The following is a 14,241-nucleotide window of genomic DNA, read 5'->3' on the forward strand; positions in this document are numbered from 1 at the left end:
AAAACCGTTGATCACAGACCCAGCGTCGTTTTCACCGCATTGTCGACCACCCCGCCCAAGAGGGCATGCTTATCCGCGGCGCAGCCTTCCGACAGTGCGGCTATGAAAGCTTCACGCAGTTGGGCCTTTTCTTCGTCCGTGGTCGCGTGATCTTCGATATTGATCTGGCGGTTGTAGAGCGATAGGGCCGTCATCTTACCAACAACCTCTACAACAAAGGCTTCATCCCCGTCCGCCTCCTCGGCAATCGAGGCGCAGGTATAGTGCATCACAGGCAATGCGTCCTGGACCATCTGTTCAGCAGTCTCATCGGCCGTCGCCAAACACGGGGCCGCCAGGATCGCGGCGCAAACAAGCATTCTGAATCTAACAAACCGCATCACAATCACTTCCAGTTATGTCCGATAATGGCCCCGGCCACGCCACCGATGGCTGCACCCTTGCCGTCGCCGATCAACGCACCCACGCCCGCTCCGATCAAAGCCCCTTCGATCGTTTGCTTTTTCTTCTTGTCATCCTTGTCATCTGCCAGCGACCCGGACGCCACCGCCAGTGACGCAGCGGCTGCCAATGCAAATGTTCTGAACCCAATAGCTGTAATTGCCATAGCTGTGCCCTCCTGTGACACACCCCGAAACGGGGCATAAGTCCAGCCTAGCGGCGCAAAAACACTGTGGCAACAAAAGGGTGGGTCAGATTTCCTCGACCATGGTGACGCCATCCAAAGATTTAATGGCCCCCTTGATCTGCGGATTGATTGGGAAATCCTGTCCCAGATCCATCTCAACATCCCCCGGCAGACCGGGATCCAGCAGACAGATGTGGATCGGCCCTTTGGCCGCGCGCTTGGCTGCACCAGCCGCGTCTTCTAGAACCTTGGCGACCGTCGGAAGCACCTCGGGGACGTCAACAAATATTCGCAACCCCGTTGCGCCTGCTTCGGCAACTACAGAATCAACCGGCCCAACAGAATTCGCAAGCAACTTGAGCTGATCGGATTCCATTTCGGCTTTGACGGTCAGCACCACTTGCGATCCGGTCTCTAGAAACTCGCGCGATTTCTCCAGTGTTTCCGAAAACAGCGTGACCTCAAACGCCCCACTTGGGTCAGACAATTGCGCAAAGGCAAAGCGGTTGCCCTTGGCCGATTTGCGTTCCTGACGCCCAGACACCACACCGGCCATCTTGGCAATGAACGGGCCCGAGCGCGCCTGTTCCGTCACCTCATCCAATGTCATGACCTTCTTGCGTTTCAGCGCGGGCATATAGTCGTCCAGCGGGTGACCGGACAGATAGAAACCGATGGCTTTGAACTCTTCGCTGAGGCGTTCTGCAGGCAGCCAGTCTGGCGTTTGCGACAAGCGGGGTTCGGGCAAGTCATCGCCTGCTTCGCCAAATAGTGAAACCTGGTTCGAGTTCTTTTGGTCGTGGATCGCCGCCGAGTACTGTACCAGCGGATCAAGGCTTTCGAACACACGGCGGCGGTTTTTATCAAGCTGGTCGAATGCTCCGGCCCGCGCCAGCATTTCAAGCGGGCGTTTGCCGACTTTTTTCAGGTCCACACGGCGGGCAAAGTCGAACAGGTTGACGAATGGCTTATCACCGCGGCCATCAACCACGAGGGTCATGGCCTCGGCGCCCACGTTCTTGAGCGCGCCCAGCGCATAGACCAACTGCCCGTCGACCACATCAAAGGTTGACAGGGATCGGTTCACGCAGGGCGGCACGTAGGGCAGCTCTAACCCCTTGCGAACCTCTTCGAAATACACGGCCAGTTTGTCGGTCAGATGGATATCGCAGTTCATGACACCCGCCATAAACTCGACCGGGTGGTTCGCCTTTAGCCAACCGGTTTGATAGCTGACCACCGCATAGGCAGCGGCGTGGGACTTGTTGAAACCATAGTTGGCGAATTTTTCCAACAGGTCGAAAACCTCAGAGGCTTTCTTGGCATCCACGCCATTCTCACCCGCGCCCTTTTCGAATTTGGGGCGTTCGGCATCCATCGCCTCTTTGATCTTCTTACCCATCGCGCGGCGCAACAGGTCCGCGCCACCAAGGCTGTACCCAGCCATCACCTGCGCGATCTGCATCACTTGTTCCTGATAGACGATGATGCCTTGGGTTTCCTCAAGGATGTGGTCGATCAGAGGATGTACGGATTCAATCTTTCGAAGACCATTCTTGACCTCGCAGTAAGTGGGGATGTTCTCCATTGGCCCCGGGCGATAGAGCGCCACAAGCGCCACGATATCCTCAATACACGTGGGCTTCATGCGTTTCAGCGCATCCATCATACCCGACGATTCCACCTGGAACACCGCCACCGTCTTGGCGGCTGAATAGAGCTTATACGTCGCTTCGTCATCCAGCGGGATAGCGTTGATCTGGTTTTCGGCCCCCTCGGCGGGCTCATACAGTTCCGTGCTATCGGCGGCGATGTGCAGGGGTCGACCGGATTTGAAGATCAGATCCATCGCATTCTGGATTACGGTCAGGGTTTTCAGACCCAAGAAGTCGAACTTGACGAGACCGGCCTGTTCCACCCATTTCATATTGAATTGGGTTGCAGGCATATCCGAGCGCGGATCTTGATACAGCGGCACCAGCGCGTCCAGCGGACGGTCCCCAATCACTACCCCCGCCGCGTGGGTCGAGGCGTTCCGCAACAGACCCTCGACCTGCTGGCCATAGGTAAGCAGCCGGTCCACGACCTCTTCACTGCGGGCCTCTTCGCGCAGGCGGGGTTCGTCTTTCAACGCTTTTTCGATGGAGACGGGTTTGACACCCTCGACCGGGATCATCTTGGACAGACGATCCACCTGGCCATAGGGCATCTGTAACACTCGCCCGATATCGCGCACGGCGGCCTTGGACAGCAAGGCACCAAAAGTGATGATCTGCCCCACCTTATCGCGGCCGTATTTCTGCTGCACGTAGCGGATCACTTCTTCACGGCGGTCCATACAAAAGTCGATATCGAAGTCGGGCATTGAAACCCGTTCGGGGTTCAGGAACCGTTCGAACAGCAGTGAATAACGTAGCGGATCAAGGTCCGTGATCGTCAGAGCATAAGCCACCAGCGAGCCCGCACCCGAACCCCGCCCCGGCCCCACCGGAATGTCTTCGTCTTTCGCCCATTGGATAAAGTCAGCAACGATCAGGAAATAGCCGGGAAACCCCATGCCTTCGATGATGTCCAATTCGAAATCCAACCGTTCCTGATATTCCTCGGGCGTCACCGCATGCGGGATAACTACCAGACGTTTTTGCAGACCTTCATTGGCGATGCGGCGCAGTTCGGCGACCTCGTCATCGGCGAATTTCGGCAGGATCGGGTCGCGGCGATAGGCCATGAAGGCGCACCGTTTGGCGATTTCCACCGTATTCTCGATCGCCTCGGGCAAATCGGCAAACAATGTCACCATTTCCTGCTGCGACTTGAAGTAATGCTGCGCAGTCAGACGGCGGCGTCCGTCCTGCTGATCGACATACGCCCCTTCCGAAATACAGATCAGCGCATCATGGGCCTCGTACATGTCCGAAGTGGGAAAAAAGACATCATTGGTGGCGACCAGCGGCAGGTTCTTGGCATAGGCCATTTCGACATGCCCACGCTCGGTCAGGTGTTCGGCCTCGGGCTGGCCACCCTCACCCGGATGGCGTTGCAACTCGATGTAAAGACGATCAGGGAACATGCCCGCCAGCCGATCCACCAAAGCCTCAGCCGCCGGGCGTTGGCCTTGCTGCAGCAACATACCCACCGGCCCGTCCGGCCCACCTGTCAGGCAGATCAGGCCGTCCGAGTGCTGTGCCAGTTCTTCCAAGGTGACCTGCGGAAGCTGTCCGCCCTTGTCCACGTAAAGACAGGAACTCAGCTTCATCAGGTTCTCATATCCGACCTCGGACTGCGCCAGCAGCACCAGCGGAGCCGGGATTTTCGGCTTTTCACCTGGCTGCGCATGCACATAGGTCAGATCAACCTGGCACCCCATAATCGGTTGCACCCCTGCCCCGCTTGCGGTGACCGAAAACTCCAAAGCCGAAAACATGCTGTTGGTGTCGGTCACGGCGACGGCTGGCATCTCCATTTTTTCGCATAATGCGGGCAGTTTTTTCAGCCGTACGGCGCCTTCCAGCAGGGAATATTCGGTGTGAACGCGGAGGTGAATGAATCGTGTGGTGCTGCTCATACCGCCTACGCTATCCCAGCCAGCGGCGCGGCAAAAGCGGGAACCGATGCTTTTGAAAGCTTAAAAAATCAAAACCGATTGTTCGGTTTTTACAGAAGGTGCTTCGGGCAGAAATTCGTTGGATTGACAGAAAACACTTTAATTTCAGATGCCTGAATATTACAGAAACCCGGTGTTTTTTCGCAAAACGGTCCTAATGGTACATCATATAAGCAGTTTTTCTTGCCAGATAACCTGCCCTGTTTCTAACATCTAATGGCAAGCTTTCCGCCCGCCACTCTTTCTACGTCGCATCGAAGGAGGGCCACAGGGGCGCAACCGGGTAAGGCGACGGGTTTCTCGAATGGATATCACGTTTCTTCTGAACGGAGAGACAGTGGAACTGGCGGATGTCAATCCGACAGCGACCCTGCTGGATTGGCTGCGCGAGGATCGGGGCCTGACCGGCACCAAGGAAGGCTGCAACGAAGGTGATTGCGGGGCTTGCACCGTCATGGTCACGGATGAAGGCGGCGCCAAGGCGCTGAATTCCTGCATCCTGTTTTTACCGCAACTGCACGGCAAAGCGGTTCGTACCGTCGAAGGTGCAAGTGGCCCAAATGGCGAAGCCCATCCGGTGCAGCAGGCCATGGTTGATCTGCATGGATCGCAATGCGGCTTTTGCACCCCCGGTTTCGTGATGTCGATGGTGGCCAGCCATTCGAGCGGCGCAAAGGACCATGACACGCAGTTGGCGGGGAACCTTTGTCGCTGCACCGGATACGCCCCGATCATTCGGGCAGCAAAAGCCGCCGAAGAACACCCCGTGCCCGTTTGGGTCAAGGACAAACCTGGTTCTACATCTGCCACGATGCCCATGCTGCCGGGCTCCTCTGACGAATTGGCCGCGGTCTATGCCGAACACCCAGATGCCATTTTGGTCGCGGGCGCAACCGATGTAGGGCTGTGGGTCACCAAGCAATTGCGCGATCTTGATCCGGTGATCTTCCTGAATCGCTGTGACGATCTGAAAGACATTACAATAGCGGACGATGAAATTCGTTTTGGGGCCATGGTCGATATGAACCGCATGGGCGAGGCGCTGACCGATCTGCACCCCTCGTACGCCGAGATGATCCGCCGTTATGCCAGCGTTCAGGTGCGCCACGCGGCCACCGTCGGCGGCAACATCGCCAATGGCTCCCCAATCGGGGACAACCCGCCTGCGCTGATTGCCCTGAACGCCACCCTGCATCTGCGCAAGGGCAACGACCGCCGTTCGATACCGCTGGAGGAGTTCTTCATCGACTACGGCAAGCAGGACCGCAGCCCCAGCGAGTTTGTTGAGGCCGTCAGCTTCCCCCGTCAGGCGGATCGCCTGAAGGCTTATAAGATCAGCAAACGGTTCGATCAGGATATCTCGGCCGTGTGTGGCTGTTTCAACATCACCGTTTCAAATGGTGTCGTCGACCAGGCGCGCATCGCCTTTGGTGGCATGGCCGGCGTCCCAAAACGCGCCACTCAAGTCGAGGCCGCGTTGAACGGCAATCCATGGACACGTGAAACGGTGCATACTGCGATGCTGGCCTTTGACGATGACTTCACACCAATGACGGATATGCGCGCCTCGGCCACCTATCGGCTTGAGACGGCCAAGGCGCTGCTGGAAAGGTATTACCTTGAAGATCAGGGCCACGTGACCAACGTGCTGGAGGTGTCGGCATGAGCGTGACAAAACCCCTCCCCCACGACGCAGCGCCGCTTCATGTGTCCGGCACCGCCCGCTACGTAGATGACATTCCGACGCCCAAGGGAACGCTGTATCTGGCGTTCGGTATGAGCCCGATTGCCAAGGGCAAGATCACCGCGATGGAATTGTCCGCGGTCAAAGCAGCCGAAGGCGTCGAGATGGTCATGACGGCCGAAGACCTGCCTTTTGCCAACGATGTCTCGCCCTCGATCCATGATGAGCCGCTGCTGTCTGACGGCACCGTTCACTATATCGGCCAACCCGTTTTTCTGGTGGTCGCCAACAGCCATCTGGCCGCCCGCAAGGCCGCACGGCTGGGCAAGATCGACTATGACGAAGAAATCCCAATCCTGACGGTCGAAGAGGCGCTTGCTGCCAATAGCCGGTTCGAGGAAGGCCCGCGCATTTATGCCAAGGGCGACGCGGATGCGGCTATCGCGGGCGCGACCCATGTTATCGACGGGGGCTTTGAGCTCGGCGGGCAGGAACATTTCTATCTGGAAGGTCAGGCCGCCCTGGCCGTGCCGAACGAAGGTGCGGATATGCTGGTGCATTCCTCGACCCAGCACCCGACCGAGATTCAGCACAAGGTTGCTGACGCTTTGGGCGTTCCAATGCACGCCGTACGGGTCGAAACCCGCCGCATGGGCGGAGGGTTCGGCGGCAAGGAAAGCCAGGGCAACGCGCTGGCCGTGGCCTGTGCCATTGCCGCGCGTGTAACCGGCAAGGCCTGCAAGATGCGCTATGACCGCGACGATGACATGGTCATCACCGGCAAGCGCCATGCGTTCCGGATTTCGTATCGCGCAGGCTTTGATGAGCATGGCCATATTCAGGGCGTGTCCTTCCTGCAATACGCCATCTGCGGCTGGGCGCAGGACCTGTCCCTGCCGGTCGCTGACCGTGCCATGCTGCATTCGGATAATGCCTATCTGTTGCCCAATGCGCGGATTGAAAGCCACCGGCTGAAAACCAACACCCAATCCGCCACCGCCTACCGCGGATTTGGCGGCCCGCAGGGCATGATCGCGATTGAACGGGTCATGGACCACGCCGCTTATGAATTGGGTCTGGACCCGGTCGAGCTGCGCCGCCGGAACTATTACGACCCTGCCCATCCGCCAACCATGGAACCTGAACATCTGGCGAAGCGTCCGTTGGAACGCGTCGATCCGCATGAGGATCTGACAAGCCTTGGCGCTGTTGAGCAGGTTGAGACCGCTCCGCCCGTGCGCCCGGTGCCGGAAGGCGGCAATACAACGCCCTACGGCATGGAAGTCACCGATTTCGAACTGCACGGCATGACCGAAGCGCTGCTGAAATCCAGCGACTATGCCGCGCGCAAGACGGCGATCGCGGCGTGGAACGCCGAAAACAGCGTGATCAAGAAAGGCATCGCCTTCTCTCCGGTGAAATTCGGGATTTCCTTCACGCTGACCCACCTGAACCAGGCGGGTGCGCTGGTGCATGTGTATCAGGACGGTTCGGTCCACTTGAACCATGGCGGCACAGAAATGGGCCAGGGCCTGTTCCAGAAAGTCGCGCAGGTTGCGGCCTCGCGCTTTGGCATTCCGCTCGAGTTGGTAAAGATCACCGCCACAGACACGGCCAAGGTGCCGAATACCTCTGCCACGGCCGCGTCTTCGGGCAGTGACTTGAACGGCATGGCGGTGAAGGCCGCGTGCGACACGATCCGCGATCGGATGGCCGACTATCTGGCCGAACGGCATCAGGCTGATCCGTCCAGCGTTACCTTCACGGATGGCCACGTCTCGGTCGGCGAAGAACGCTATACCTTCGCTGAAGCCGCTGCATTGGCGTATCAAGGGCGCATCAGTCTGTCGGCAACCGGGTTCTACAAGACGCCTAAGATCGAATGGGACCGGATCAAGGGCCGGGGCCGCCCGTTTTACTACTTTGCTTATGGCGCTTCGATCACCGAGGTTGCCGTCGACACATTGACCGGAGAGAACCGCATTCTGCGCACCGACATCCTGCATGATGCGGGTGCGTCGCTGAACCCGGCACTGGATATCGGGCAGGTAGAAGGTGGCTATGTGCAAGGCGCAGGCTGGCTGACGACCGAAGAACTGGTCTGGGACGACAAGGGCAACCTGCGCACGCATGCACCGTCAACCTACAAAATCCCCGCCTGTTCGGACCGACCCGACATTTTCAACGTCGCACTCTGGGACGGACAGAACCGCGAAGACACGATCTATCGCTCAAAAGCGGTGGGTGAGCCGCCCTTTATGTTAGGAATTTCCGCCTGGCTGGCACTGTCCAACGCGGTGGCGGCCTGTGGAGACAGCTACCCGGCACTGGATGCGCCTGCCACGGCCGAAGAAGTCTGGCGCGGCGTCCAAAGGGTGAAGGGAGGCATCTGATGGGATTCGACCTGGAGGCTTTGAGGGAGGCGGTCAAAACCAACGGGAAAGTAACTCGGGTGGTCATCGCGGCGATCAAAGGGTCGTCCCCACGCGAAGTTGGGGCCGCTATGCTGGTTTGGAAGGATGGGCAAAGCGGTACAATCGGGGGTGGCGTACTTGAATACGAAGCAGCCCAGGCCGCACGAACCCAAATCGTATCCTCGCGACTGACGCATCATGCGCTTGGCCCAGACATGGGGCAGTGCTGCGGCGGCGCGGTCTCGTTGTTTAGCGAAGTCTTTGACGCCAACGCGGTGGACGCTCTGGACGATATGGTCATCGCAAGAACGGCAGCGGGAGATGACATGCCCCTGTCCGTCAAACGCCTGCTGGCGGCTGCGCGCGGTCAGGGTATCGCGCCCGATCCGCAACTGATCGACGGCTGGATGGTTGAACCGGTACACAAACCGGCCCGCAATCTGTGGATATGGGGTGCAGGTCATGTCGGCCGTGCACTTGTGGATGTGCTCGCACCATTGCCCGATCTGGCAATCACATGGGTCGACACTGCACCTGAGCGTTTTCCGAACACGGTTCCAAACGGAGTAACAGTGGTTCCGGTAGCAAAACCGGCCGAGTTGGTGCGCCACGCGCCGACCAATGCCGAACATCTTGTGCTGACTTATTCACACAATCTGGACCTGGAGCTGTGCAACCGGCTGCTTTCACACGATTTCCGCTTTGCGGGGCTGATCGGCTCGGCTACGAAATGGGCGCGATTCCGGTCTCGGTTGGCAGCGCTGGGGCATATGCCCGAACGGATTAACCGGATCACCTGTCCAATCGGCGACCCCGACTTGGGCAAACACCCGCAGATGATCGCCGTTGGCGTCGCAGCAGACCTGCTGCGTCCCGCCCGGCAGAACGAATTGAAAAAGGACCTGAGCGCGTGACCACTCCACTGCTAAGCTTACAAGGTTTAACCAAGGCCTATCCCGGCGTCGTGGCCAATGATCAGGTGTCCTTTGACATCGGCGAAGGCGAAGTTCATGCCCTGCTGGGCGAAAACGGCGCGGGTAAATCCACGCTGGTGAAAATGATCTATGGGCTGGTGAAGCCCGACAGCGGCACAATGCTGCTGCGCGGTCAGGCTTTTGCGCCACCGGAACCCCGCGCCGCACGAGCCGACGGGATCGCGATGGTGTTCCAGCACTTCTCGCTGTTTGACGCGCTGAACGTGGCCGAAAATATCGCGCTGGGGATGGAGAACCCGCCGCCAATGGGCGATCTGGCCTCGCGTATCCGCGAAGTGTCGGAAACCTATGGCCTGCCGCTGGATCCGTTCCGCACCGTTGGCGATCTTTCCGCCGGCGAGCGTCAGCGGGTCGAGATCATCCGCTGCCTGTTGCAGGACCCCAAGCTGCTGATCATGGACGAGCCGACCTCGGTTCTGACCCCGCAAGAGGTTGAGATCCTGTTCGAAACACTGAACAAATTGCGGTCCGAGGGCACCTCGATCCTGTATATCTCGCACAAGCTGGAAGAAATTCGCACGCTTTGCGACCACGCCACCATTTTGCGTCTGGGCAAGAACGTAGGTGAGTGTGTGCCCTCTGAAACCTCGGCGCGGGACATGGCCGAGATGATGGTCGGCTCGACCTTGCAGACACCGGAACGCTCGGGGCGTGAATTTGGCGAGGTAGCGCTGGATGTAAGCGGGCTGTCGGTTCCGTCGCCCTCGGAATTTGGCACGGCTTTGAAGAACGTTCACATGACAGTCCGTAAGGGCGAGGTTCTGGGGGTCGGCGGTGTGGCTGGCAACGGTCAGGATGAACTGCTGGGCGTCCTGTCCGGTGAAATCCAGACAACAGCAGATGCCATCAAGTTTAACGGCCAGCCGATCGGCAAGCTGGGGCCGACGGCCCGACGCAAGCTGGGCGTGCTGACCGCGCCCGAAGAACGGCTGGGCCATGCAGCGGCCCCGGACATGAGCCTGACCGAAAACGCTTTGCTGACCGGTTCGGTGCGCGAAGGTTTGGAAAGCAACGGCTTTCTGAAGTGGTCAGAAACCAAAAGTTTCGCCGAGAAAATCATCAGCGCCTTCGACGTCCGCACGCCGGGCCCCGAAAATGCGGCGCGGTCATTATCAGGCGGCAACCTGCAGAAATTCGTGATCGGACGCGAGGTGTTGCAGAACCCTGACGTTCTGGTGGTGAACCAGCCCACCTGGGGCGTGGACGCGGCGGCTGCAGCCTCGATCCGGCAGTCCATTCTGGACCTGGCGGCCAAAGGAACCGCAGTCATCTGCATTAGCCAAGATCTAGATGAATTAATGGAAATCTCGGACAGCTTTGCCGCCCTCAACGAAGGGCGTCTGAGCGCGCCGCGCCCAACCACCGGCCTGACCGTGGATGAGATTGGCCTGATGATGGGCGGCGCACATGGCATGGAGGTGGCCCATGTCTAATCCATTACAAAAGAATGAAATCAGGGGGATGAGCGGATGATTGTGTTGGAGAAACGGCCGCAGCCGTCCAAGGCGTGGTCTTATGCCACCCCGCTGGTGGCGGTGTTGGCAACGATGGTGTTTGGCGGCATTCTGTTCGCCATTCTGGGTAAGAACCCGATCGAAGCCATCGGCACTATTTTCTGGGAACCTCTGTTCGGAGAATTCGCCTTTTATTACCGTCCGCAATTGCTGGTGAAAGGGGCACCTCTGGTGCTGATCGCCATTGGCCTATCGCTGGGTTTCCGCGCCGGTATCTGGAATATCGGGGCCGAGGGTCAATACATCATGGGTGCCATCTTTGGGGCCGGTGCGGGCTTGGCCTTCTATCCGCTAGAGGCGTTTTACGTCTTTCCGATCATGGTGATCGCTGGCGCGCTTGGCGGTTGGTTGTGGGCATCCATTCCGGCCTTTCTAAAGGTCCGCTTCGGCACCAATGAAATACTTGTTTCGCTGATGCTGGTGTACGTGGCCGAACAGATGCTGGCCTCGGTCTCGCTGGGCCTGCTGAAAAACCCTGAAGGCTTCGGCTTTCCCGGCTCGCGTAACCTGCAATCCTATGAAAGCGCACATAATGCGGAACTGATCGCGGGGTCCGGGATGCACTGGGGTGTCGTGACCGCGCTGATCGCGGTGATCTTTGCCTATGTCCTGCTGAACCGACACATGTTGGGCTTCCACATCCGGCTGACCGGAGAAGCCCCTCGCGCGGCAAAGTTTGCAGGCGTGAACCCGGCACGTCTGATCCTGTTCTGTCTGGGTCTGTCCGGTGCGCTGGCAGGGCTTGCTGGGATGTTCGAAGTGTCCGGCCCATCGGGTGTGGTCAGCATCGACTTTAACGTCGGCTATGGCTTTACCGCGATCATCGTGGCCTTTCTGGGCCGCCTGCATCCGGTGGGTATCCTGCTGGCCGGTGGCCTGATGGCGCTGACTTATATCGGCGGTGAAATCGCGCAGTCTCAGCTGGGCCTGCCCGCCGCTGCCATTCAGGTGTTCCAGGGAATGCTTCTGTTCTTCCTGCTGGCTTTCGACCTTTTGACCAACTACCGCATCCGTGCGGCCCATAGCGAGGTAGCGTTATGAATGCCTTAGTCAGCGCCATTCAAACAGATCGCCGCGCGATGATTATTCACGTAGGTCTCGGACTACTCTTTCCAATATTCATGGGATGCGTCCTGCTTTTAACCGATATGGCAACGAACAGTTTCGACACGGCTCGGGTAGTCGCCGGATTGCTGATTGTCGTCCTGTTTCACCCCATGAACAAACTCGCAGAGCGCCTAAGCGGTCCTTGGCCCGAACGGTTTGGTTTCTTAACCCGGCTTGCCCCGATGTTTGTGTGTCTTGCGGCAAGCGCTGCGTCTGTTTTCCTCTTTCTGGTCAAGGAGTGACCCATGGACCTTGGCGAAATTAATCCCGTACTTCTGATCGCGTCGCTAATGGTGGCTGCAACCCCGCTGCTGCTGGCTGCAATCGGAGAGCTGGTGGTCGAGAAAGCAGGCGTCCTGAACCTTGGCGTCGAAGGCATGATGATCGTGGGTGCAATCAGCGGCTTTGCGATCTCAGTCGAAACCGGATCGCCCTGGCTGGGGTTCATTGCGGCGGCCATCGGCGGCGCCGTACTGTCGCTGCTGTTTGTGCTGCTGACACAGTTCGCGCTGGCCAATCAAGTGGCCAGTGGTCTGGCGCTGACGCTGTTTGGCCTCGGATTCAGTGCCCTTTTGGGTCAAAGCTATGTTGGCATCAAACCGCCCAGCATGGGTGACATCCACATCCCGGTGATCAGCGATATCCCTGTGATCGGTCCGATCCTGTTCCAGCATGACCCGATCCTGTATGTCGGTATCGCCCTGACGGCCGCCGTGTGGGCCGTTCTGAAATACACCCGTGTCGGTCTGATCCTGCGCGCGGTGGGCGAAAACCACGATGCGGCGCATGCTTTGGGCTACAAGGTCATCAAGATCCGCATCATGGCGATCCTGTTCGGTGGCGCCTGCGCGGGCCTCGGCGGAGCCTATATCAGCCTGATCCGCGTCCCGCAGTGGACAGAGGGCATGACGGCCGGTGTCGGCTGGATCGCCCTGGCGCTGGTGGTCTTCGCCAGCTGGAAGCCATGGCGCGCCTTGCTGGGAGCCTATTTGTTCGGCGGAATCACGGTGTTGCAGCTTAATTTGCAGGCGGCGGGCGTTGCCATTCCAGTCGAGTATCTGGCAATGTCGCCCTATATCATCACGATCCTTGTGCTTGTGATCCTTTCGGCCGACAAGAGCAGCGCACCTGCCTCACTAGGCCGGATCTTCCATGCCTCACACTAGGGGCCAATTAAACCAACTTGGGGAGTAACACATGAAATTCACATCACTTTTGGCAAGCGCCGCCATGGCGCTGGGTCTGGCGACAAGCGCCATGGCCGAAGACAAAACCAAAGTCGGTTTCGTCTATGTCGGCCCCGTCGGCGACGGCGGCTGGACCTATGAACACGACAAGGGCCGTCTGGCGGTCGAAGAGCATTTCGGTGACAAGGTCGAAACTGTATTCGTGGAATCAGTGCCCGAAGGCCCGGACGCTGAACGTGTGATGACTCAGATGGCGCTGGAAGGGGCTGACCTGATCTTTACCACTTCGTTCGGCTATATGGACCCGACCATTAACGTGGCCAAGAAATTCCCGAACGTGAAGTTCGAGCATGCGACTGGCTACAAGACCGCCGACAACGTCTCGGTCTATTCTGCTCGCTTTTATGAAGGTCGTGCCGTTCAGGGCCACATCGCCGGTAAAATGACCGAGTCGAACATCGTCGGCTATATTGGTTCCTACCCGATCCCCGAAGTGATCCGCGGCATCAACTCGGCCTATATTCACGCCAAGAAGGTGAACCCGGATGTCGAGTTCAAGATTGTCTGGGCTTACACTTGGTTCGATCCCGCAAAAGAAGCGGACGCCGCCACCGTTCTGATCGAACAGGGCGCCGACGTGATCCTGCAGCACACTGACTCGACCGCGCCGCAGGCGGCCGCGCAAGAGGCAGGCAACGTAATCACCTTCGGGCAGGCCTCGGACATGAGCGAATACGCCCCCAAGCCGCGCGTATCCTCGATCATCGACAACTGGGCGCCATACTACATCGCGCGCACTCAGGCTGTTATGGATGGGTCGTGGGAAACCGTGAACACCTGGGACGGCATCAAAGAAGGCATGGTTGAGATTGGCGAAATCTCGGACGCGGTTCCTGCCGAAGTGAAAGAAGAAGCGCTGGCGATGAAGGCCGCCATGGCCGCAGGTGAATACCACCCCTTCACGGGTCCGCTGAAAAAGCAGGACGGCAGCGACTGGCTGGCAGAAGGCGAAACCGCCGATGACGGGACACTGGCAGGGATGAACTTCTACGTCGAAGGGCTGGAAGGCGACATTCCGCAGTAAACCTAACAACACTCACACCGAAGG

Annotated in this window: 11 protein-coding genes; 8 read left to right on the forward strand and 3 right to left on the reverse strand. The window is 58.6% G+C overall.

The window, feature by feature from the left end:
* Positions 1 to 11: 11 nt before the first annotated feature.
* From ACR0AL_RS07685 to dnaE, 3 genes are all read right to left on the reverse strand, one after another.
* A complete protein-coding gene (locus ACR0AL_RS07685) occupies positions 12 to 380 on the reverse strand; it encodes a YmgD family protein (RefSeq protein ID WP_254440162.1) in 369 nt (122 codons plus the stop codon).
* A gap of 5 nt (positions 381 to 385) precedes the next feature.
* Positions 386 to 607 carry a YMGG-like glycine zipper-containing protein gene (locus ACR0AL_RS07690; protein WP_170347795.1) on the reverse strand — a complete coding sequence of 74 codons (222 nt, stop codon included), beginning with the start codon at positions 605 to 607 and terminating at the stop codon, positions 386 to 388.
* Between the two features lie 85 nt (positions 608 to 692).
* Positions 693 to 4,193: a DNA polymerase III subunit alpha gene (dnaE, locus tag ACR0AL_RS07695; protein ID WP_480662501.1), complete on the reverse strand. Its 3,501-nt coding sequence runs from the start codon at positions 4,191 to 4,193 to the stop codon at positions 693 to 695.
* A gap of 343 nt (positions 4,194 to 4,536) precedes the next feature.
* Here dnaE and ACR0AL_RS07700 point away from each other — a divergent pair, with 343 nt between their 5' ends.
* From ACR0AL_RS07700 to ACR0AL_RS07735, 8 genes are read left to right on the forward strand one after another with little or no spacing between them, the layout of a single operon-like run.
* A complete protein-coding gene (locus ACR0AL_RS07700) occupies positions 4,537 to 5,898 on the forward strand; it encodes a xanthine dehydrogenase small subunit (protein ID WP_480662503.1) in 1,362 nt (453 codons plus the stop codon).
* Complete coding sequence (gene xdhB, locus ACR0AL_RS07705) at positions 5,895 to 8,309, forward strand: xanthine dehydrogenase molybdopterin binding subunit (RefSeq protein WP_170347792.1); 2,415 nt, start codon at positions 5,895 to 5,897, stop codon at positions 8,307 to 8,309. The genes ACR0AL_RS07700 and xdhB overlap by 4 nt, the downstream gene beginning before the upstream one ends.
* On the forward strand, positions 8,309 to 9,244 hold the full coding sequence (xdhC, locus tag ACR0AL_RS07710; protein ID WP_480662505.1) for a xanthine dehydrogenase accessory protein XdhC: 936 nt from the start codon (positions 8,309 to 8,311) through the stop codon (positions 9,242 to 9,244). Before xdhB ends, xdhC begins: the two co-directional genes overlap by 1 nt.
* Complete coding sequence (locus ACR0AL_RS07715) at positions 9,241 to 10,758, forward strand: ABC transporter ATP-binding protein (protein WP_170347790.1); 1,518 nt, start codon at positions 9,241 to 9,243, stop codon at positions 10,756 to 10,758. Before xdhC ends, ACR0AL_RS07715 begins: the two co-directional genes overlap by 4 nt.
* A gap of 36 nt (positions 10,759 to 10,794) precedes the next feature.
* Positions 10,795 to 11,880, forward strand: a complete 1,086-nt coding sequence (locus ACR0AL_RS07720) for an ABC transporter permease (protein WP_170347789.1) — start codon at positions 10,795 to 10,797, stop codon at positions 11,878 to 11,880.
* Positions 11,877 to 12,188, forward strand: a complete 312-nt coding sequence (locus tag ACR0AL_RS07725) for a hypothetical protein (RefSeq protein ID WP_170347788.1) — start codon at positions 11,877 to 11,879, stop codon at positions 12,186 to 12,188. Before ACR0AL_RS07720 ends, ACR0AL_RS07725 begins: the two co-directional genes overlap by 4 nt.
* A gap of 3 nt (positions 12,189 to 12,191) precedes the next feature.
* The gene (locus ACR0AL_RS07730; protein ID WP_170374180.1) at positions 12,192 to 13,112 is read left to right on the forward strand and encodes an ABC transporter permease; all 921 of its coding nucleotides are present in this window, start codon (positions 12,192 to 12,194) and stop codon (positions 13,110 to 13,112) included.
* 31 nt (positions 13,113 to 13,143) lie between these two features.
* A complete protein-coding gene (locus tag ACR0AL_RS07735; protein ID WP_170347786.1) occupies positions 13,144 to 14,217 on the forward strand; it encodes a BMP family ABC transporter substrate-binding protein in 1,074 nt (357 codons plus the stop codon).
* The last annotated feature ends 24 nt before the right edge of the window (positions 14,218 to 14,241 follow it).

The organism is Ruegeria sp. BB1 (assembly GCF_056539465.1).

Coding starts and splice junctions, on each gene's coding strand:
- xdhB (WP_170347792.1), top strand. CDS start 5,895: ATGAGCGTGACAAAACCCCTCCCCCACGACGCAGCGCCGCTTCATGTG.
- ACR0AL_RS07690 (WP_170347795.1), bottom strand. CDS start 607: ATGGCAATTACAGCTATTGGGTTCAGAACATTTGCATTGGCAGCCGCT.
- ACR0AL_RS07735 (WP_170347786.1), top strand. CDS start 13,144: ATGAAATTCACATCACTTTTGGCAAGCGCCGCCATGGCGCTGGGTCTG.
- ACR0AL_RS07720 (WP_170347789.1), top strand. CDS start 10,795: ATGATTGTGTTGGAGAAACGGCCGCAGCCGTCCAAGGCGTGGTCTTAT.
- xdhC (WP_480662505.1), top strand. CDS start 8,309: ATGGGATTCGACCTGGAGGCTTTGAGGGAGGCGGTCAAAACCAACGGG.
- ACR0AL_RS07730 (WP_170374180.1), top strand. CDS start 12,192: ATGGACCTTGGCGAAATTAATCCCGTACTTCTGATCGCGTCGCTAATG.
- dnaE (WP_480662501.1), bottom strand. CDS start 4,193: ATGAGCAGCACCACACGATTCATTCACCTCCGCGTTCACACCGAATAT.
- ACR0AL_RS07685 (WP_254440162.1), bottom strand. CDS start 380: ATGCGGTTTGTTAGATTCAGAATGCTTGTTTGCGCCGCGATCCTGGCG.
- ACR0AL_RS07700 (WP_480662503.1), top strand. CDS start 4,537: ATGGATATCACGTTTCTTCTGAACGGAGAGACAGTGGAACTGGCGGAT.
- ACR0AL_RS07725 (WP_170347788.1), top strand. CDS start 11,877: ATGAATGCCTTAGTCAGCGCCATTCAAACAGATCGCCGCGCGATGATT.